Below are 19198 nucleotides of genomic sequence, written 5' to 3' on the forward strand. Positions count from 1 at the left end.
TACTTAAAACCGCGCCGATGCCCGCGGGCGCTGCCGCCGACGCGGGCGACCCGTCCGGTCGCGACGGGGCGTCGCTCCGCGGCCCCTCCGTGACACCGGTCGACACGAAATCGGCAGCGATCGGGGGTACTCGGCCGCGAAACGGCCGCGACGAAACACTACCCTTTTGACCCTGCTTTCGGTAACAGTCGGTATAATGGGCCGACGCAAGAAGATCGTTCAGGAATGTGAGCGGCTGATGGACAACCCGGAGCACATCCGGAACATCGCCATCGCCGCCCACGTCGACCACGGGAAGACGACGCTCTCCGACAACCTGCTGGCGGGCGCCGGCATGATCTCCCAGGACACCGCGGGCGAGCAGCTCGCGATGGACACGAAGGAGGACGAGCAGGAGCGCGGCATCACCATCGACGCGGCGAACGTCTCGATGACCCACGAGTACGAGGACACCAACCACCTCATCAACCTCATCGACACCCCGGGCCACGTCGACTTCGGGGGCGACGTCACCCGCGCGATGCGCGCGGTCGACGGCGCCTTAGTGGTCGTCGACGCCGTCGAGGGCGCGATGCCCCAGACGGAGACGGTGCTCCGGCAGGCGCTCCGCGAGGGCGTGAAGCCGACGCTGTTCATCAACAAGGTCGACCGCCTCATCTCCGAGCTCCAGGAGGGGCCCCAGGAGATGCAGGAACGGCTGATGTCCGTCATCGCCGACGTCAACGAGCTCATCCGCGGGATGGCCGAGAACATGGACGACATCCCCGACGACTGGACCGTCTCCGTCGAGGACGGCACGGTCGGATTCGGCTCCGCGCTGTACAAGTGGGGCGTCTCGATGCCCTCGATGCAGCGGACCGGCATGGACTTCGGCGACATCATGGAGCTGGAACGGAACGACAAGCGGCAGGAGCTCCACGAGCGCACGCCGCTGTCGGACGTCGTGCTCGACATGGTCTGCGAGCACTTCCCGAACCCGGTCGACGCCCAGCCCCGCCGCGTCCCGCGCATCTGGCGCGGCGATCCCGACACCGACCTCGCCGAGGGCATGCAGCTCGTCGACGAGGACGGCGAGGTCGTCTTCATGGTCACCGACATCTCGATGGACCCGCACGCCGGCGAGATCGCGACCGGCCGCGTCTTCTCCGGCACGCTTGAGAAGGGCCAGGAGCTGTACGTCTCCGGTACTGCGGGCAAGAACCGCATCCAAAGCGTCGGCCTCTTCATGGGGTCGGAGCGGGAGGAAGTGGATCGCGTCCCCGCCGGGAACATCGCGTCGGTCACCGGCCTGCGCGACGCCATCGCCGGCTCGACGGTCTCCTCGGTCGAGATGACGCCGTTCGAGTCGATCGAGCACATCTCCGAGCCGGTCATCACGAAGTCCGTCGAGGCGCAGAACATGGACGACCTGCCGAAGCTCATCGAGACGCTCCAGCAGGTCGCCAAGGAGGACCCGACGATCCAGATCGAGATCAACGAGGACACGGGCGAGCACCTCATCAGCGGGCAGGGCGAGCTCCACCTCGAAGTGATCACCCAGCGGATCCAGGACAACCAAGGCATCCCGGTCATCACCGGCGAACCGATCGTCGTGTTCCGCGAGCAGCCCCAGGAGGAGTCCCGCGAGGTCGAGGGGCAGTCGCCGAACCGCCACAACAAGTTCTACATCACCGTCGAGCCGCTCGAGCAGGACATCGTCGACGCGATCCAGCTCGGCGAGGTCTCGATGGACATGCCCGAACTGGAGCGCCGCGAGGCGCTGCAGGAGGCCGGCATGGACAAGGACACCTCGCAGAACGTCGAGGACATCCACCGGACCAACATCCTCATCGACGACACGAAGGGGATTCAGCACCTCAACGAGACGATGGAGCTCGTCCTCGAGGGGCTTCAAGAGGCGCTCGACGACGGGCCGCTCGCGGCCGAGCCGGTCCAGGGGTCGCTGTTCCGGCTCCACGACGCGAAGCTCCACGAGGACACCATCCACCGCGGTCCGGCGCAGGTCATCCCGGCGGTCCGCGACGCGGTCCACCGCGCGCTGATCGACGGCGAGGTCCGCCTGCTGGAGCCGATCCAGGACGTCCGGATCGACGTGCCCTCGGAGCACATGGGCGCGGCGTCCGGCGAGATCCAGGGCCGCCGCGGCCGCGTCGACGACATGTACCAGGAGGGCGACCTCATGGTCGTCGAGGGCATCGCGCCCGTCGAGGAGATGATCGGGTTCTCCTCCGACATCCGCTCGGCCACCGAGGGCCGCGCCTCGTGGAACACCGAGAACGCGGGCTTCCGCGTGCTCGTCGACAACCTCCAGCGCGAGAAGATCATGGAGATCCGCGAGCGCAAGGGGATGAAGCTGGAGCTGCCGCAGTCGATCGACTACTTCTGAGTCGACGACGCGGTCCGCGGTAGTCGGGTTTCTATTCTCCTTTCCGCGCTCGATTCCCCCAGCGGCGCGACCGTCAGCCGCGGATCCGCCCGACGGCCGACACCCCGCCGCCGAGGGCGAGCAACAGCCCGAGCGCGGCCGCGAACAGCGGCGCGTTCGACGTCTGCGCTTTCAGGAACGCCCCGTCCGGATCGGCCGGGTCGACGTAGGCGGTGGTCGACTCGTTGACGGCGTACGCCGCGACGACCTCGCGGGCCGCCGACTCGGTGTCGTAGTTCGACGTGATCGCCGAGGGGTAGACGTTGGCGCTCGCGTACTCGGTCCCCTCGTACTCGTAGGTGAACCGGACGGTCGGTCGGTAGTCGGCGCCCGGACTGCTCCCGGTCGAGGTCGACTCGACGCCGACGTCGGTGATCGCGGCGTCGACCGCGACGGCGTCGTCGACCGCGTCGGACTGCTGCGTGTAGTCGTACGCGCCGTAGCCGGTGACCGCGAGCCCGACCGCCAACAGGAGCAGCGCGCCCTTCAGCGTCTTCGGGCCGTCGATGGACAGGCCGTCGCTCATACGGGGCGCACACCTCGGTTCGGGGAGCGGTGGATCGGGAAGTGGTGGGTCGGCGCGGCGGACCGCGTTACGACGCTCGGCGGACTGCGTGGAGGGTGTCGCACGCGGAGTCGTCGAGCCCCGTCGGTCAAATATGTGGGGGCTCCCCGAACCGTGCGGTACGTTGGCACCCGCTGCGGCGAGGCAACGCCTGCCATCGCCGAAGGCTTATACCCGATCGTCCGACTCCGTTCGGGTATGCAGACGGGTACGACTCCACCCTGGCGCACCGCGACGGAGCCACCGAGCGACTGCTCCGGCCCCGGGACAGGAGCGTGCCCGCGACCGCGCGGTCCGGACCGGCGCGCCGCCGCGCCGGGGGTGGCGCCGTGAGCGACCGTCGCGACGGGACGCCGGCGGCCGCGCTCGACGCGGAGGACGCGACCGACGCCGCGGAGAGCGCGGACCCGGCCTCTCCGGACGGCGGCCACGCGGCCGCGGCCCCCTCGACGCACACGGTGCGGCTGGAGCTGGTCGACGAGCCCGGCCAGCTGCTCGCCGCGCTCCACCCGATCGCGGACAACGGCGGGAACCTCCTGTCGATCTACCACGAGCGCGGGAACAAGACGCCCCGCGGGCGGATCCCGGTCGAGGTCGACTTCGAGGCGACCCCCGAGCGGTTCCAGGAGATCGTCGACGCGCTCCGCAGCGAGGGCGTGAACGTGATGCAGGCGGGCACGGAGCGCTACGCCGAGGAGGTGACGCTGCTCCTGTTCGGCCACCTCATCGACACCGACCTCTCCGACACCCTCTCGCGGATCGAGGCCTGCGAGTCGGCGTCGGTCGCCGACGTGTCGCTCGCGGCCCCGCAGGGCACCGAGGAGGTGTCGAGCGCGCGGCTCCGGCTCGAGGCGCGCGCCGGCGAGACGGACGCGGCGCTCGCGGCGGTCCGCGAGCTGGCGGCGGAGAAGGACTTCCGCGTCGTCGAGCCGCTCACGGGGGTGGACGCGTGAGGCTCGCCGTCATCGGCGCGGGCGCGGTCGGGCGCTCCGTCGTCGACCTGGCCGGCGAACACGGCCACGAGGTCGTCGCGCTCGCGGACTCCTCGACGGCGGTCGTCGCGGACGGGACGGGCGCCGGGAGCCGGACCGCCGGCGTCGACCCCGACGCGGTCGTCGCGCGGAAGGCGGAGCGGGGGATCGTCGGCGACGCGGACCCCGAGGACGCCCTCGAGGCGGACTACGACGTGCTCGTCGAGGCGACGCCGACGACGCTCGGCGACGCGGAGCCCGGCTTCTCGCACGTGACTCGCGCGCTGGAGCGCGACCGCCACGCGGTCCTCGCGAACAAGGGCCCGGTCGCGGAGCGGTTCGGCGACCTCCGGGCGGCCGTCGACGACAGCGACGGCGAGATCCGGTTCGAGGCGACGGTCGGCGGCGCGATCCCAGCGGTCTCGACCGTCGAGGACATCGAGCCGGGCCACGTCACCGCGGTCCGGGGCGTGCTCAACGGCACGGCGAACTTCATCCTGACGCGGATGGCCGCCGAGGGGCTCGACTACGACCACGTGCTCGCGGAGGCGCAGGACCTCGGCGTCGCCGAGGCCGACCCCTCCTTCGACGTAGACGGCACCGACGCGGCGCTGAAGTGCGTCATCCTCGCGAACGTGCTGTCCTTCGGCGCGGCCGACGACCCGGCCGACGCCCGGGAGTTCACGCTCGACGACGCGGACGTGTCAGGGATCCGCGACGTGCCCGGCTCCGCGCTCCGGCTCGCGGCCGAGGACGGGCGGACGGTGCGGCTGATCGGCGAGGCGACCGGCGAGACGGTCCGCGTCGCGCCACGGCTCGTCCCCGAGAACGGGACGCTCGCGGTCTCCGGCACCCAGAACATCGTCCAGATCGAGACCTCCCACGCCGGCCGGCTCAACATCTCCGGCCGCGGCGCGGGCGGCCCCGAGACCGCGAGCGCCGTCCTCGGCGACGTCGGCCGGTTGGAGTAGGCCGCTCCGGTCACCGGTCCCGTCGCCACGGGCCGGGGCGTGTGCCGATCTGTCGTGCCCCGCGTTGTCGAGAATCGACAGACGGCGTCGCGATGCTCTGTGGGCCGTATCGAAACCGTTTTAGTGGAATCTACCGAAACCTACTCACAGAGCGCCTTAGCGCGTGATTACCCCATGAGTGACAAACCGCACCAGAACCTGGCCATCATCGGCCACGTCGACCACGGCAAGAGTACGCTCGTGGGTCGCCTCCTCTTCGAGACGGGGAGCGTCCCCGAGCACGTAATCGAGCAGCACCGCGAGGAAGCCGAAGAGAAGGGCAAGGGCGGCTTCGAGTTCGCCTACGTGATGGACAACCTCGCCGAGGAGCGCGAGCGCGGCGTCACGATCGACATCGCCCACCAGGAGTTCGACACCGACGAGTACTACTTCACCATCGTCGACTGTCCGGGCCACCGTGACTTCGTGAAGAACATGATCACGGGCGCCTCGCAGGCCGACAACGCGGTGCTCGTCGTCGCGGCCGACGACGGCGTCGCCCCCCAGACCCGCGAGCACGTGTTCCTGGCCCGCACGCTCGGGATCAACGAGCTCATCATCGGCGTCAACAAGATGGACCTGGTCGACTACCAGGAGTCCTCCTACAAGGAGGTCATCGGCGAGGTCGAGGACCTGCTCAACCAGGTCCGCTTCGCGACCGACGACACCACGTTCGTGCCGATCTCGGCGTTCGAGGGCGACAACGTCGCCGAGGCGTCCGAGAACACGCCGTGGTACGACGGCCCTACCCTGCTGGAGTCGCTCAACGACCTGCCGGAGGCCGAGCCGCCGACGGACGCGCCGCTCCGCCTGCCGATCCAGGACGTCTACACCATCTCCGGCATCGGGACCGTCCCCGTGGGACGCGTCGAGACCGGGATCCTCAACACCGGCGACAACGTCTCGTTCCAGCCGTCCGACGTGGGCGGCGAGGTGAAGACGGTCGAGATGCACCACGAAGAGGTGCCCAAGGCCGAGCCCGGTGACAACGTCGGGTTCAACGTCCGCGGCATCGGCAAGGACGACATCCGCCGCGGCGACGTCTGTGGCCCGGCCGACGACCCGCCGAGCGTCGCCGAGACGTTCCAGGCCCAGGTCGTCGTCATGCAGCACCCGTCGGTCATCACGGCCGGCTACACCCCGGTCTTCCACGCTCACACGGCGCAGGTCGCCTGTACGATCGAGTCGATCGACCAGAAGATCGACCCGTCGTCCGGCGAGGTCGCCGAGGAGAACCCGGACTTCATCAAGTCCGGCGACGCGGCGGTCGTCACCGTGCGCCCCCAGAAGCCGCTCAGCATCGAGCCGTCCGGCGAGATTCCGGAGCTCGGCAGCTTCGCCATCCGCGACATGGGTCAGACCATCGCGGCCGGCAAGGTGCTGGAAGTCAACGAGCGATAATCGATGCAGCAGGCACGCGTCCGCCTCGCCGGCACGAGCCCCGAGGACCTCGACGACATCTGCGACGACGTCCGCGAGATCGCGGACTCGACGGGGGTCGCCCTGTCGGGCCCGATCCCGCTGCCGACGAAGACGCTCGAGATCCCGTCGCGCAAGTCCCCGGACGGTGAGGGGACGGCGACGTGGGAGCACTGGGAGATGCGCGTCCACAAGCGTCTGATCGACATCGACGCCGACGAACGCGCGCTCCGCCAGCTCATGCGCGTCCAAGTGCCGAACGACGTCAGCATCGAGATCGTTCTCGAAGACTGAGCGCTAGGGCGTTTCTCTTTCACCCCCTCCGTTTTTCACCCCGCCCAGCGACGGCGCTGTCCCTCGGCTTCGACCGCGGCGGTACCGCGTCACCGTCTCGGTCACCGCGCGTCGAGCAGGCCGACGCGACCGGCCGCGAGCCCGCAGAACGCCCCGGTGGCGTGCGCGACGAGCGCGACGCCCGGCGCGGCGGTCGTCGCCGTGAGCACGACGGCGACGAGCCCGAACAGGAGGAACTGCGCCCGCGGGGAGAGCCGCAGGCGGTCGAACAGCGTCGCGCTCACGACGTTGCCGGCGAGCAGGTAGCCGCCGAGCGCGAACACCGCGCCGCTGATCCCCAGCACGGCGGACGGCGGGCCGAGCAGTCCCCCGAGCGTCACCTGCGCGGCGCCCGCGAGCGCGCCCGTGGCGATCACGAACGCGTGGAAGCGCGGACGGGTCGTCCGGCGCTCGACGAGCGGGCCGACGAGCAGCAGCGCGACGGCGTTCGCGACGAGGTGACCGACGGAGCGGTGCGCGTACACGCTCGTGACGAGAGTCCACGGGGCGACGGAGAGCGGGGTCGACAGCGCGAGGAGTCCGAAGAGACCGACGAGGCTCAGGAGGGCCTGCGCGGCGCCGACGAGGAGGGTGATTCCGAGCGTTTCGAGTGTGGCGCGCATCTGGCGACGGTTGGGACCGCGCGGTGAAAAGGGTGGGTGAGCCGACCGTCGCGGAACCGACTCAGATCACGTCGTCGGGGTCGTGGGCGCGCGCCATCCGCGCCGCCTCGGCGGCGTAGCGCTCGCGGTCGTCGGGGTCGTCGACGGTGCCGACGTTCGACGGCGCCGCGTCGACGGCGGCCGTGGTGTCGCGCACGTCCGAGAACGAGGTGAGCGCGCGCTCCTTGCGGAAGTAGCGCTCGCCGTCCGGGGTCGCGTACGTCAGGATCACCATGTTCTGCTCGTCGTCGGAGTAGGTGCGCTCGACGAGCCACATCCGCACGGGCTCGGTCGCGGCGCCGGGGGCCGCCTCGTCAGCGTTCATGCGTAGTATTTCGATTTACACACACAAACGCGTTGCGGCGGGACGGTCCGGCCCGCTCCGCCGGCGCTCGCCGCCCCGAACCGCCAGCGTTTTATTCTTTAGGTCTACCTAAACGAACGCATGAAGCCGCGCGTCGCCGCCGCTCGACTCCGCGAACGCTTCTTCCGCCTCCGGGAGCGGCTCCCTCGGGGAGCGCTCCCGGTCGCGGGGACGGTCCTCGTCCTCGCCGTCGGCGGCGTGGTGTTGACGCGGACCCTCGACGTCGAGGCCGTCGTCTCGGCGGCGACCGACGCGGACCCGGCGTTCCTTACCGCCGCGCTCGTCGTCTACCTCGCGTCGTGGCCTGTCCGCGGCCGCCGATACGGGGACGTGCTCGCGCCGATGGGCCACCGGTGTCGCACGGCGTTCCTCACGGCGGCGGTGTTCGCGAGCCAGACCGCGAACCTGATCGTCCCCGCCCGGGCCGGCGACGGCGTGCGGGCGTACCTGCTGAACGACCGGCGCGAGGTCCCCTACCCGACCGGCGTCGCGTCGCTGGCGGTCGAGCGGGCGTTCGACCTCGTCGCGCTCGGCGCGCTCGGTGGCACGGCGTTCGCGGTCCTCCTCCTCAACGGACGCACCGTCGCGCCGGACGGGTCGGGGCGGGCCGTCGCGGCCGCCGCCGCGCTCGCGCTCGCGGCCGCGGTGGGCTCGGCCGGCGTCGTCGCGGTCGCTCGGAGCGACCGCCGGTTCGGTCCGGCGCTCCGCGAGCGCGCCGCGGAGTCCCGACTGTCCAGCGCCGTCGACGCCGCCGTCCGGTTCGGCGCCGCGGTCCGCGTCGTCGCCGCCGACGCGGGCGCGCTCGTCCGGGTGTCGCTCGCGAGCGGCGTCGTGTGGGCGGCGGACGTGGCGACCGCGGTCCTCGTCCTCGCGGCGCTCCTCGGCGGGTTCGGAACGGCGGTCGACCCGGTTGCGCTCTGCGTCGTCGGCACCCTCGCCGTCTCGGCCGGGAACCTCGCGAAGGTGCTGCCGCTCTCGCAGGGCGGCATCGGGCTGTACGAGGCGGCGTTCACCGGCATCGTCGTCGCCGCCACGCCGATCCCGGCCGCGGTCGCGCTCGCCGCCGCGGCGCTCGACCACGCGCTGAAGAACGCCGTCACGCTCGCGGGCGGCGGCCTCGTCGCGGCCGCGCTCGACCTCTCCGTGACGCGCGCCCCCGACGACTCCGACCGGGAGCCCGACGCGGGCGCCACGCGGCCGACGACGGACCGCTAGTCTTTTAGGTCAGCCTAAAAACGATCGGGTATGAGCCCGACAGACCCCGACAGCGACGGTCAGGACATCTGCGTGATCGTCCCGACGATTCGAGAGTACGAGTGTCTTCGCGCGTACGTCGCGAACGCCCGCGAGCACGGCTTCGACGTCTCGCGGCTCCACTTCCTCTTAGTCACCGAGGACTTCTGCGAGACCGACGAGATGCGCGCCATGCTCGACGACCTCGACGTCTCCGGCGAGGTGTTCGACGGCAGCCGCCGCGAGGAGTGGTACGAGGCCAACGACGTCGCGGAGTACGGCCACGTCGTCCCGGCCGCGAGCCACGCCGAGACGAGCTTCGGCCTGCTGTACATGTGGGCCGACGAGTCGTTCGACTACGGCGTCTTCATCGACGACGACACGCTCCCGCACGACGACGTCGACTACTTCGGGCGCCACATGGAGAACCTCGCGTTCGGCGGCGAGGTCGAGCGCGTCAGCTCCGACGAGGACTGGGTGAACGTCCTCTACGACAACGCCGACGAGCACGGCCTCTACCCGCGCGGCTACCCCTACTCGGCGATGGACGAGACGGTCGAGGCCGACGCGGTCGAGGTCGAGTCCGGCGAGGTCGTCGCCTCGCAGGGGCTGTGGACGAACGTCCCCGACCTCGACGCGGTCCGGATCCTGATGGACGGCGACCTGGAGGGCCAGGCGCAGACGCGGACGACCGCCGACGACTTCGGCGACGACTTCGTCGCCGCGCGCGGCAACTACCTCACCGTCTGCTCGATGAACCTCGCGTTCCGCCGCGAGGTGATCCCGGCGTTCTACCAGCTGCCGATGGACGACAACGAGTGGGACGTGGGGCGGTTCGACGACATCTGGTCGGGGCTGTTCTTGAAACGCGCCTGCGACGTGCTCGGCAAGCGCATCTACAACGGCGACCCGCTCTGTGAACACAACAAGGCCCCGCGCTCGACGTTCGACGACCTCGCGAACGAGGTCGCCGGACTGGAGCTGAACGAACACGTCTGGGAAGTCATCGACGACGCCGGGGCCGACGCCGACTCGTACGCGGCGGTCTTCGACGCGATGGCCGACGCGCTCGCCGAGGGCGACTTCGACGAGTGGAACAACGGCGCGTTCCTCAACCACTGCGGCGAGTACATGCGCGACTGGCTCGACTGCCTCGACGCGATCCGGCGGACGCCGGCGCCCGCGGACGACTGAACCGACACGACTAAAACCATTTAGGCACGCCTAAAACACATGACGACTCACGATTCCACCTCCAACGACGGACGCGACGTTCGACGACGGAAGTTCCTCGCGGCCGCCGGCGCGGTCGGCGCGGCGGGGCTCGCGGGCTGTAACGGGACCGGAGACGACGACGGGTCGGACGGCGACGACGACGCCGGCGGCGACGCCGTGGGACAGATCGGCTCCGGCCGCGCGGGCCGCGGCGCCCCCGGCGGCACGTCGATGTCGGAGATGCCGGCGCTCGAAGGCGAGCTCACGGTGTACTCCGGCCGCGGCGAGTTCCTCGTCGGCGAGCTGGTCAGCTACATCGACGACCTGTACGACGACCTCGACCTGACGGTCCGGTACGGCGGCTCGACCGACCTCGTGAACCAGATCGCCAACGAGGGCGAGGGCTCGCCGGCCGACGTGTTCTACTCGGTCAACGCCGGCGCGCTCGGCGCGCTCGCCGACGCGGGGCGCACGCAGGCGCTCCCCGACGACGTGACCGAGAAGGTCCGCGAGGAGTTCCGCACCGAGCAGTGGGTCGGCACCTCCGGGCGCGCCCGCACCATCCCGTACAACACCGACGAGTACGACGAGGGCGACCTCCCGGACGACATCATGGCGTACCCCGAGGAGTTCGACGGCGACCTCGGCTGGGCGCCGTCGTACGGCTCCGCGCAGGCGTTCATCACCGCGATGCGGATCCTCGAAGGCGAGGAGGCGACCCGCGAGTGGCTGGAGGCGATGGTCGAGCGCGGCGCCGCGACGTACCCGGACGAGTTCCGCACCTGTCAGGAGATCGCCGACGGCGAGATCGACGCCGCGTTCACGAACCACTACTACATCCAGCGCGTGCTCGACGGGAACCCGGAGGCGCCCATCGCCACCACGTTCACCGAGGGCGACGCGGGCGCGGTGTTCAACGTCGCGGGCGCCGCGGTCGTCGACACCGCCTCCGACGCCGACCTGGCGTCGAACTTCGTCCGGCACCTGCTGTCGGCGGAGGCGCAGGACTACTTCGCCCGCTCCACCTTCGAGTACCCGCTGATCCCCGAGGTCGAGCCGATCGGCGACCTCCCGTCGATCGACGAGCTGGACGTGCCGGACCTCGACCTCTCGCAGCTGTCCAACCTCGAACCGACGATCGACCTGATGCGCGACGCCGGCGTCCAGATCTGATCGGCCGCCGCGCGCCGCACTCGCACCGCTCTCTCACCGCCACACCGTCCCGCCCGTGTCACTCCGTCCACCGTCCGTCCGTCCCCGCCGGCTCGCCGCCCGACTCCGCCAGCGGCTCGCCCGCGCCGACCGCGTGACGGTCGCGGCCGCCCTCGTCGCCGTCGCCGCCGGCGCGATGACCTTCGCGATAGCCGCCACCGTCTTCTCGCACCACTCCGCGAACCACGACGAGGGGGTCTACCTCACGCAGGCGGCGCTGCTGCTCGGGGGGCAACTGGAGTTCCACGCCGGCCCGCTCGCCGACGCCGTCCACCCGTGGTTCTTCATCGAGGACGGCGGCCGGCTCTACCCGAAGTACAACCCCGTCCCGGCGGCGATGTTCGCGGTCTCGATGGGGCTGTTCGGGGAGCCGCGCGTCACGCTCGCCGCCGTCGCCGCCGGCAACGCCGCGCTCGTCTACCTGCTCGGGTCGCAGGCGGTCGGCCGCCGCGCGGGCCTCGCCGCGGCCGCGCTCTTCGCCGCGTCGCCGATGGCGATCGCGACCTCCTCGGCGTTCCTCCCGTACGCCCCGACGACGTTCTTCAACCTGGTCTTCGCGGTCGCGTACCTCCGGAGCGTCCGCGACCGGTCGCTCCCAGCGGCCGGCGTCGCGGGCGTCGCGATCGGGATCGCCTCCTTCGCGCGGCCGTACACCGCGGTGCTGTTCGCCGCGCCGTTCATCGTCCACGCGCTGTGGCGGGTGGGGTCCGCGGTCCGGCGCTTCGGCGCCGAGACGGGACGATCGACGCCCCCCGCGGCGGCGGCCCTGGCTCGCCGCGCGCTCGGGGTCGGCGGGTCCCGCGGCCTCCCCGACCCGATCCGGCGCCACGGGCTCACGGCGCTGTTCGGTACCCTGTTCGTCGGCGTCACGCTCGCGTACAACGTCCGGATGACGGGGTCGCCCCTCGTGTTCCCCTACCAGGAGTTCGCGCCGATGGACGGCCCCGGCTTCGGCGAGCGCCGCATCCTCGGCCACTCGGTCGACTACACGCTCGGGCTGGCGATCGAGTCGAACCGCTACGCGCTCCAGGAGATCGCGACCCGGTGGTTCGCGGCCGGTCCGCTCGGGACGGTCGCGGCCCTCGCCGGCGTCGCGGTCGCGGCCCTCGGGTGGCGCGCGCGCGGCGACCCGCGCGGCCTCCTCGCCGACGCGGTCGGCGCCGCCGACGCCGCGACCGCCCCCGACGGCGGATCCGGTCCCGCCGGATCGCCCGCGTTCCGACGGACGGCGACGCTCCTCCTCGGCGGCGTCGCGGTCTCGGTCGCCGTCGGGAACCTCTACTTCTGGGGCACCCACAACGCGCTCGCCGACCTCTCGGACCCGACCGACGGGCTCGCGTCGCTGTTCGGGCCGTTCTACCACTTCGACCTGCTCGTCCCGCTGTCGGTGTTCGGCGGCCTCGCCGTCGCCGCCGGCTGGCGGGGTCTCGCCGCGGCCCGCGAGCGGGTCGTCGAGCGCGGCGGCTCGCCGACGGCCGCGCGCGTCGCCGTCGCCGCCGTCGTCGCGCTCGCGGTCGCGGGCGGGGGCGTCGCGGCCGTCGACGCGGCCGCGGACCCCATCGAGCGGAACGCCGAAATCGACGCGAAACACGAGGCCGCGTACGCGCCCTTCGACGAGACGACCTTCGAGAGCGGACTGGTGTTCCTGCCGACGCCGTACGGCGAGTGGCAGAACCACCCGTTCCAGTACCTCCGGAACGGGCCGGGGCTCGACGGCGAGGTCGTGTACGCGCTCGACCGCGACCCCGAGGAGAACTTCGCGGTGCTGGACGCCTACCCGAACCGCACCCTGTACCGCTTCGGGTATCAGGGCGTCTGGACCGCGGACCCGGAGGCCCGCGTCACGCCGAAGCTGGAGGCGCTCGACCGGCGGTCGGGCCCCCGGATCGACGCCGAGACCACCGTCGGCGTGCCGGACCGCGTCGCCCGCGCGCAGGTCCGCGTCGACCCGCGCCGGGGCGCCCCGGGCGGTCCGGACCACGTCTCCTACACCGTGAGCGATCCCGGCGACTCGCTGGCGGTCGACTGGGCGGTGACGCCCGATGGCGTCCGGCTGCCCGGCGCGGCGGCCGCCGGGGCGCCCGACGCGGCCGAACCGGTCCCGTTCGACCCCGACGGCGACGTGGTCGCCGTGACCGTGACGCTCGTCGACCCCACGGGCGCGACGTTCACCTACCGACAGGAGGTGACGGTTCGGGTGACCGAGGGCGGCGAGGCGGGCGCCGCCGGCGAGCGCGTCGAGGCCGTCTGGCCGCCCGAGCGCTCGACCTGCCGGCTCGTCACCGCGTGCGGGACCGAGGGCACGTACCTCCCCGACGAGCCCGACGCCCACTCCGACTGGGTCGTCTTCGAGACTGATGCCGACACGAGCGACTGATACGTCGATTTCATTTACATAGTTGTCAGCAGATCGGCGGGGAACACCGCCAAAGCCCCAGTCGCTCGTTTATAAATAATCGACTGTGAATTGGCGGGGAACACCGCCAAAGCCCCAGTCGCGAGGACGCCGGACGCTCGTTGTCGTTCGAGACGCCTTCGGCGTCTCGTGATGACGAGAGAGCGAAGCTCTCTCGAACCACGCTCCTCGCTCAGTCACTCCGTTCCTTCGCTGCGGTGCTTACGTCGCCTCCGGCGTCCTCGCGACTGCCCCTTTGAGTCCCACCCGACCGCGACCGCACAACACCTCGCACCTCCCCAGCCTCGTCAGTCGCCTCCGCTTCGCTCCGGCGACTGACTCCAGCGAGGGACCTCCGGTCCCTCTGGCAGCCGGCGCGTAGCGCCGGCGACCTCGCGCGTGCTGACTCGCGGCCTGTCGGCCGCTCGCAGGCGCGCGCCACCGCATCGTTTATTTATAAATAATCGGCGCTGTCGCTCACGAGTGTACAAACGTCGCCGGCGGCGGTCCACTGTGCCCACAGTGTCCGTCCGGACCGCCGTCCGACGACGGCGTCGAGGGCGACGCGCCCTCAGAAGCGTCGCAGCTGCTCTTCGAGACAGACGGTGACGATCGACTTCGCGATGGCGGCGCCGCCGCCGATCGGGTCGAGCTTCGTCTCGCCGAGGCGCTCGGCGTAACGGATCGGGCGCTCGCGAACGTCGTAGCCGCGCATCAGCGGACGGATGAGCAGTTCGGCGGAGAGGCCGGTGTTCTCCGTCCAGCCGATCTCCTGGACGACCTCGCGGCGGTAGGCGCGCATCCCGGTGGTGGTGTCGTGGACGCGCTCGCCCATCAGCAGGCTCGCGATCGCCGCGAACGCGTGGTTGCCGAAGCGGTTGAACGCCGGCATCGCCTCCGCGCCGTGGTAGAGCCGGTCGCCGCTCACCACGTCGGCGCCGTCGTTGACCTCCGCGAGGAACTCCGGCAGCGCCTCCATCGGGTAGGTGTCGTCGCAGTCGGTGGTGACCACGACCGGCCGGTCGGGCGTCAGGACCGCCTCGCGGACGGCGACGCCGTACCCCTGCGGCTCCTGCTCGATGACGGTCGCCCCGTGCTCGCGGGCGATCTCCGGCGTCCGGTCCGAGGAGCCGTCGACGCAGACGACCTCGGCCTTCCCGTCGGTGACCTCGTCGATGTCCTCCAGCACCGTCGCGATGGCCTCCTCCTCGTTGCAGGTGCCCATCACGACGCTGAGGTCGTCGAAGGTGTACTCTCCGGCCGCGTCCGTCCCGTCGTCGACGGTCGATTCGTCCGTCGCGTCGATATCGTCCGTTGCGGCCGCCTCGCTGCCGTTCTCGACCGCGGCCGCCGAACCGTTCGTCGCGTGTGCTGAGTCGCTCATTACCCGCATCTCAGCCCGGACGCACTTGAATTTTTAGGTTTGCCTAAAACAGTGGCAGCCGGCCGTCAGGTCCCGTCGGCGAGCCAGCCGGCCACGTCGTCGCCGACGCGGAGCGCGAGCGCGGCGATGGTGAGCGTCGGGTTCATCGCGCCGCTCGTGGGGAAGACGGAGCTGGAGGCGATCCAGCAGTTGTCGAGGTCGTGCGTCCGGCAGTCCGCGTCGACCACGCCTCGGTCGGGGTCGTCGCTCATCCGGGTGGTGCCCATGTGGTGGTAGGCGGGTCCGGTCGCGTCCGGCCCGGCGACCCACTCCACGTCGGCGCCGAGCTCTTCGAGGACCGACACCTGAATCTCGTTGGCGCGCTCGATGGTGTCGAGCGCCCGGTCGCCGACCGTCCACTCGATCCGCGGCACCGGGTTGCCGCGGTCGTCGGTCCGGTCGTCCGCGAGGGTGATCCGGCTCTCGGCGTCCGGCAGCTGCTCGACGAGCCCGCCCATCGCCACGTGGTTCCCGTAGCCGTCGCGGAGCCGCTCCGCGAGCGCGTCGCCCCAGTCGTCGCCCGTGAGCGCCATCTCCACCGGTGAGGGACCGGCGTAGTTGAAGAACTCCAGCTTGAACGGCGCCTGCTCGGCGTCGGCCTCGTCGTAGAACTGGTCGCAGGCGCTGGTGTAGAAGCCGACGTGGTTCTGCCTGGTCGGCTCGTCGAGCGTGCCGCCGGCGCCCGCGAACAGGTGGTCCATGAAGAACTCGCCGACGTGGCCGCTCCCGTTCGCGAGCCCGTCCGGGTAGCGGTCGGACGCGGACAGGAGGAGGAGCCGCGGCGTCTCCACGCCGCCGGCGGCGACGACGAAGGCGTCCGCCTCCTGTCGGTGGCGCTCGCCGTCGGGCGTCGCGTAGACGGCGGCGGTCACCCGGTCGTCGCCGTCGTGTTCGAGCCGCTCGACCGGCGCGCGGTCGATGACGGTCGCGCCCCGTTCCTCCGCGCGCTCGACGTGGACCGTCGCGTCGTACTTCGCGCCGCTCGGGCAGACGGGCTGACAGGTGCCGTAGCCGACGCACGGCGAGCGGTCGTCGTACGGCTCGGAGTTGCGCGCGTTCGGCACCGAGTGCATGTCGATCCCCAGCTCCTCGCAGGCCTCGGCGAACAGCGAGTCGCTGTAGGAGGGCTCGAACGCGGGCATCGGGTGCGGCTCCTCGCGCGGCGGCGCGTAGGGGTTGTCCGACGCGCCCGCGACGCCCAGCTCGCGCTCGGCCTCGGCGTAGTAGGGGCGGAGGTCGGCGTAGTCGATGGGCCAGTCGGCGCCGACGCCGCGCTCGCTGGCGGAGTTGAAGTCGTCCTCGTGGAGCCGCATCACCATCCCCTGCCAGTGGAGCGTCGAGCCGCCGACGCCCTTCACGCGGGCGTGGTTGAGCGGGTAGAACCACTCGCCGTCGTTCTCGTGGGCGTCGCGCGCGCCGCCCACGCCCCAGACGTCGGGGCGGCCGTAGGCGGGGCGGATCGCCCGCTCCTGCCTGGCGAGTCGGTCCGCCGGGTCGAACCGCGGCCCGGCGTCGAGGATCACGACCTCGCGGTCGCCGGCGAGCCGGTCGGCGACGAGCGCCCCAGCGGGGCCGGCGCCGACGACGCAGACGTCGGCGTCGGGGACGGGCGTCCGGTCGACGTCTCGCCCCTCGCTCCCGCGCCCGTCGCCCAGGCTCTCGGCGCCGCTCACGGCGGCCCCCGCTGGTAGCTCTCGGCGCCGCCCGCGTACCCCTGCGGGTTCTCGATGCCGACGAGCTCCCCCCCGGTCGGGGACGAGTACAGCGCGAGCAGCAGTTCGTTCACGACGTAGTACCGCACTCGCTCCGCGGCCGTGCCGTCCGGGTTCTCCTCGGCCACGTCCGCGCCGAGCTCGCGGAGCAGCGCGTCGCGGTCCGCGGCCGACAGCTCCGCGACCGGCGCGCCGTACCACGAGCGAGCCGCCGACTCCACCTCGGCGACCGCGCTCCGGATCCCCTCGCCGTGGGCCGACCCGTCGAGGCGGCCGTCGAGGAACGCCTCGACGAACGCCTCGACCCCCGAGACCGCGTCGGGGTAGACGGTCCGCGCGACCGCCGTCATCGCCGTCCGGACCGCCTCGTCGCCGGGGGTCCCGTCGCCGTCCCACGCGGGCGCCTCCTCCTCGGCTCCCCCGTCGTCGGTCGTCCGACGGACGCCCAGCGCGACGCCACCGGTCGCGCCGATCGCGGCCAGCGCGGCCGCCGCGTCGCGTCGCGTCAGTTCCATGGAAGTGTTTAGGTAGCCCTAAATTCATATATCCGTCGGAGCGCGCTCGCCGGGCGATCGGAACCCCTAACGCCGGGCGCGCCCTCGCCTCGACAACCCGATCCCGTCTCCCGCACAATGACTCTGCGAACCCGGATCCGCGACCGCTTGACAGACGGCGACGGCGACCTCCCGCTGGGGCTCACGCTGCTTTGCGCGGCGATCGCCGCCACCCTCGTCTTCCCGCTGGCGTGGCTCGTCATCGAGGCGGTCGCCGTCGAGCGCGAGCGCGCCGTCGACCTCCTCTTCAGCGCCGGGACCGCCGACGTGCTCGTCAACAGCCTGCTCCTGATGGCGGGCGTCACGGTCGCGTCGATCCTGATCGGCGTCCCGCTCGCGTACCTCACCGCCCGGACCGACCTCCCCTTCCGTCGGTTCTGGACGGTCGCCGCCGCGCTCCCGCTCGTCGTCCCGAGCTACGTGGGCGCCTTCTCGTTCGTCTCCGCGTTCGGGCCGCAGGGCGAGTTCCACGAGGTGCTCGCGCCGCTCGGCGTCGAGCGCGTTCCGGAGATATCCGGGCTCTGGGGGTCGATCTTCGTCATCACGCTGTACACGTACCCGTACGTCTACCTGACGACCCGGGCCGCGCTGCTGTCGTTCGACACGACGCTCCTGGAGGCCGCCCGGACGCTGAACCACGGCCGGCTCGCGGCGTTCCGCCGCGTGACGCTCCCGACGATCCGACCCGCGATCGCCGCCGGATCGCTCCTGGCGGCGCTGTACGCGGTCTCGGACTTCGGTACCCCCTCCATCATGCGACTCCCGGTGTTCACCCGGCAGATATACGTCGAGTACAACGCCTTCGGCCGCGACTACGCGGCGCTGCTCTCGCTCCAGCTGCTCGTCGTCGTGGTCCTCGTGCTCGCCTTGGAGTGGGCCGTCCGCTCGGACCGGGAGACGAGCGGCGACGACGCGGGCCGGACCGAGGACCGCGTGTCGCTCGGGCGGCTGCGCTGGCCGGCGACGCTGCTCCCGGCCGGCGTCTCCGCGTTCGCCCTCTTAGTCCCGCTGTGGATCCTCGGCCTGTGGCTGGTCAACTCGGAGGCCGGGCGCCGCCCATCGCTCGCGTTCGAGCCGATACAGGTGCTCAACTCGGTGTCGGTCTCGGCGGCCGCCGCGGTCGTCGCCGCGCTCGCCGCCATCCCCGTCGCGTACTTCGCCGCGAACCACGACTCGCCGCTCGCGGTCGTCTTCGAGCGCGCCACGTACGTCGGCTTCGCCGTGCCCGGAATCGTGCTGGCGCTCGCGTTAGTGTACTTCGGCTCCGGCTACGTGCCGTGGATCTACCAGACGCTGCCGCTCCTGATCTTCGCGTACGTCGTCCGCTTCCTCCCGCAGGCCGTCGGGTCCGCCCGGACCTCGATCCTCCAGGTCGACCGGCGGCTCGTCGAGGCCGGGCGCACGCTCGGCGAGTCGCCGACCGGCGCGTTCCGCCGCGTGACGTTCCCGCTCACCCGGTCCGGGATCGTCGCCGGGGCCGCGCTGGTGTTCCTCACGACGATGAAGGAGCTGCCCGTCACCCTCGTGCTCCGCCCGTCCGGCTTCGACACGATCGTCACCCAGATCTGGCGGGCGCAGTCGACGGCGCTCTACCAGTACGCGGTCGTCCCGACGCTCATCCTCCTCCTCATCTCCGGGCTCTCGATGGTCGTCATCCTCACGCAGGAGGGCGGCGAAGAGGGACTGTGACGGACGCGAACGGTCC

General features: G+C 71.5%; 16 protein-coding genes. 10 read left to right on the top strand and 6 right to left on the bottom strand.

All coding sequences use genetic code 11. The features are described 5' to 3' along the window. Positions 1-196 precede the first annotated feature (196 nt). The gene (locus EXE50_RS11410) at positions 197-2386 is read left to right on the top strand and encodes an elongation factor EF-2 (RefSeq protein WP_053770132.1); all 2190 of its coding nucleotides are present in this window, start codon (positions 197-199) and stop codon (positions 2384-2386) included. Positions 2387-2459: 73 nt separating this feature from the next. Here the strand turns inward: EXE50_RS11410 and EXE50_RS11415 are convergent, their stop codons facing one another. Then, the gene (locus EXE50_RS11415; RefSeq protein ID WP_137705138.1) at positions 2460-2951 is read right to left on the bottom strand and encodes a DUF3592 domain-containing protein; all 492 of its coding nucleotides are present in this window, start codon (positions 2949-2951) and stop codon (positions 2460-2462) included. 368 nt (positions 2952-3319) lie between these two features. On the opposite strand from EXE50_RS11415, the gene EXE50_RS11420 reads away from it, so the two are divergent. The 4 genes from EXE50_RS11420 (at position 3320) to rpsJ (ending at position 6684) form a co-directional block, all read left to right on the top strand. After that, complete coding sequence (locus EXE50_RS11420; RefSeq protein WP_053770964.1) at positions 3320-3943, top strand: amino acid-binding protein; 624 nt, start codon at positions 3320-3322, stop codon at positions 3941-3943. Next, positions 3940-4932, top strand: a complete 993-nt coding sequence (locus EXE50_RS11425; protein WP_053770130.1) for a homoserine dehydrogenase — start codon at positions 3940-3942, stop codon at positions 4930-4932. The genes EXE50_RS11420 and EXE50_RS11425 overlap by 4 nt, the downstream gene beginning before the upstream one ends. 174 nt (positions 4933-5106) lie before the next feature. Continuing rightward, entirely contained in the window at positions 5107-6372 is a 1266-nt protein-coding gene (gene tuf, locus EXE50_RS11430) for a translation elongation factor EF-1 subunit alpha (RefSeq protein WP_053770129.1), read from the top strand. A 3-nt stretch (positions 6373-6375) separates the two neighbouring features. Beyond that, positions 6376-6684, top strand: coding sequence for a 30S ribosomal protein S10 (gene rpsJ / locus EXE50_RS11435; protein ID WP_004048854.1), 309 nt, complete (start codon positions 6376-6378; stop codon positions 6682-6684). 101 nt (positions 6685-6785) lie between these two features. Here rpsJ and EXE50_RS11440 read toward each other — a convergent pair whose 3' ends face one another. After that, positions 6786-7346 carry a rhomboid family intramembrane serine protease gene (locus tag EXE50_RS11440; RefSeq protein WP_053770128.1) on the bottom strand — a complete coding sequence of 187 codons (561 nt, stop codon included), beginning with the start codon at positions 7344-7346 and terminating at the stop codon, positions 6786-6788. Positions 7347-7407: 61 nt separating this feature from the next. Further along, a complete protein-coding gene (locus tag EXE50_RS11445; protein WP_053770127.1) occupies positions 7408-7710 on the bottom strand; it encodes a hypothetical protein in 303 nt (100 codons plus the stop codon). 120 nt (positions 7711-7830) lie between these two features. On the opposite strand from EXE50_RS11445, the gene EXE50_RS11450 reads away from it, so the two are divergent. The 4 genes from EXE50_RS11450 to EXE50_RS11465 are packed head-to-tail and all read left to right on the top strand — an operon-like array spanning position 7831 to position 13786. Next, positions 7831-8964: a lysylphosphatidylglycerol synthase transmembrane domain-containing protein gene (locus EXE50_RS11450; RefSeq protein WP_137705139.1), complete on the top strand. Its 1134-nt coding sequence runs from the start codon at positions 7831-7833 to the stop codon at positions 8962-8964. A gap of 30 nt (positions 8965-8994) precedes the next feature. Continuing rightward, entirely contained in the window at positions 8995-10176 is a 1182-nt protein-coding gene (locus tag EXE50_RS11455) for an alpha-1 4-glucan-protein synthase (RefSeq protein ID WP_137705140.1), read from the top strand. 39 nt (positions 10177-10215) lie between these two features. After that, entirely contained in the window at positions 10216-11370 is a 1155-nt protein-coding gene (locus tag EXE50_RS11460) for an extracellular solute-binding protein (protein WP_137705141.1), read from the top strand. A gap of 55 nt (positions 11371-11425) precedes the next feature. Continuing rightward, positions 11426-13786 carry a glycosyltransferase family 39 protein gene (locus tag EXE50_RS11465; protein WP_394347756.1) on the top strand — a complete coding sequence of 787 codons (2361 nt, stop codon included), beginning with the start codon at positions 11426-11428 and terminating at the stop codon, positions 13784-13786. Positions 13787-14375: 589 nt separating this feature from the next. Here EXE50_RS11465 and EXE50_RS11470 read toward each other — a convergent pair. The 3 genes from EXE50_RS11470 to EXE50_RS11480 all read right to left on the bottom strand — a co-directional run bounded on the left by EXE50_RS11470 (position 14376) and on the right by EXE50_RS11480 (position 17454). Beyond that, entirely contained in the window at positions 14376-15029 is a 654-nt protein-coding gene (locus tag EXE50_RS11470) for a dolichyl-phosphate hexose transferase (RefSeq protein ID WP_241982676.1), read from the bottom strand. A gap of 224 nt (positions 15030-15253) precedes the next feature. Continuing rightward, positions 15254-16900 (bottom strand): GMC family oxidoreductase, encoded by a 1647-nt coding sequence (locus tag EXE50_RS11475; protein ID WP_137705143.1) that lies wholly within the window; start codon positions 16898-16900, stop codon positions 15254-15256. Further along, a complete protein-coding gene (locus tag EXE50_RS11480; RefSeq protein ID WP_137705144.1) occupies positions 16897-17454 on the bottom strand; it encodes a gluconate 2-dehydrogenase subunit 3 family protein in 558 nt (185 codons plus the stop codon). Before EXE50_RS11480 ends, EXE50_RS11475 begins: the two co-directional genes overlap by 4 nt. Positions 17455-17571: 117 nt before the next feature. Here EXE50_RS11480 and EXE50_RS11485 point away from each other — a divergent pair, with 117 nt between their 5' ends. Continuing rightward, positions 17572-19182, top strand: a complete 1611-nt coding sequence (locus EXE50_RS11485; protein ID WP_137705145.1) for an iron ABC transporter permease — start codon at positions 17572-17574, stop codon at positions 19180-19182. Positions 19183-19198 lie beyond the last annotated feature (16 nt).

Source organism: Halorubrum sp. ARQ200, assembly GCF_005435115.1.
Taxonomy (GTDB): domain Archaea; phylum Halobacteriota; class Halobacteria; order Halobacteriales; family Haloferacaceae; genus Halorubrum; species Halorubrum tropicale.

What these genes read in the sequence shown, in the direction of transcription:
- EXE50_RS11410 (WP_053770132.1), top strand. Translation starts at nt 197, where the DNA reads ATGGGCCGACGCAAGAAGATCGTTCAGGAATGTGAGCGGCTGATGGAC.
- EXE50_RS11415 (WP_137705138.1), bottom strand. Translation starts at nt 2,951, where the DNA reads ATGAGCGACGGCCTGTCCATCGACGGCCCGAAGACGCTGAAGGGCGCG.
- tuf (WP_053770129.1), top strand. Translation starts at nt 5,107, where the DNA reads ATGAGTGACAAACCGCACCAGAACCTGGCCATCATCGGCCACGTCGAC.
- rpsJ (WP_004048854.1), top strand. Translation starts at nt 6,376, where the DNA reads ATGCAGCAGGCACGCGTCCGCCTCGCCGGCACGAGCCCCGAGGACCTC.
- EXE50_RS11440 (WP_053770128.1), bottom strand. Translation starts at nt 7,346, where the DNA reads ATGCGCGCCACACTCGAAACGCTCGGAATCACCCTCCTCGTCGGCGCC.
- EXE50_RS11445 (WP_053770127.1), bottom strand. Translation starts at nt 7,710, where the DNA reads ATGAACGCTGACGAGGCGGCCCCCGGCGCCGCGACCGAGCCCGTGCGG.
- EXE50_RS11450 (WP_137705139.1), top strand. Translation starts at nt 7,831, where the DNA reads ATGAAGCCGCGCGTCGCCGCCGCTCGACTCCGCGAACGCTTCTTCCGC.
- EXE50_RS11455 (WP_137705140.1), top strand. Translation starts at nt 8,995, where the DNA reads ATGAGCCCGACAGACCCCGACAGCGACGGTCAGGACATCTGCGTGATC.
- EXE50_RS11460 (WP_137705141.1), top strand. Translation starts at nt 10,216, where the DNA reads ATGACGACTCACGATTCCACCTCCAACGACGGACGCGACGTTCGACGA.
- EXE50_RS11470 (WP_241982676.1), bottom strand. Translation starts at nt 15,029, where the DNA reads ATGGGCACCTGCAACGAGGAGGAGGCCATCGCGACGGTGCTGGAGGAC.
- EXE50_RS11480 (WP_137705144.1), bottom strand. Translation starts at nt 17,454, where the DNA reads ATGGAACTGACGCGACGCGACGCGGCGGCCGCGCTGGCCGCGATCGGC.
- EXE50_RS11485 (WP_137705145.1), top strand. Translation starts at nt 17,572, where the DNA reads ATGACTCTGCGAACCCGGATCCGCGACCGCTTGACAGACGGCGACGGC.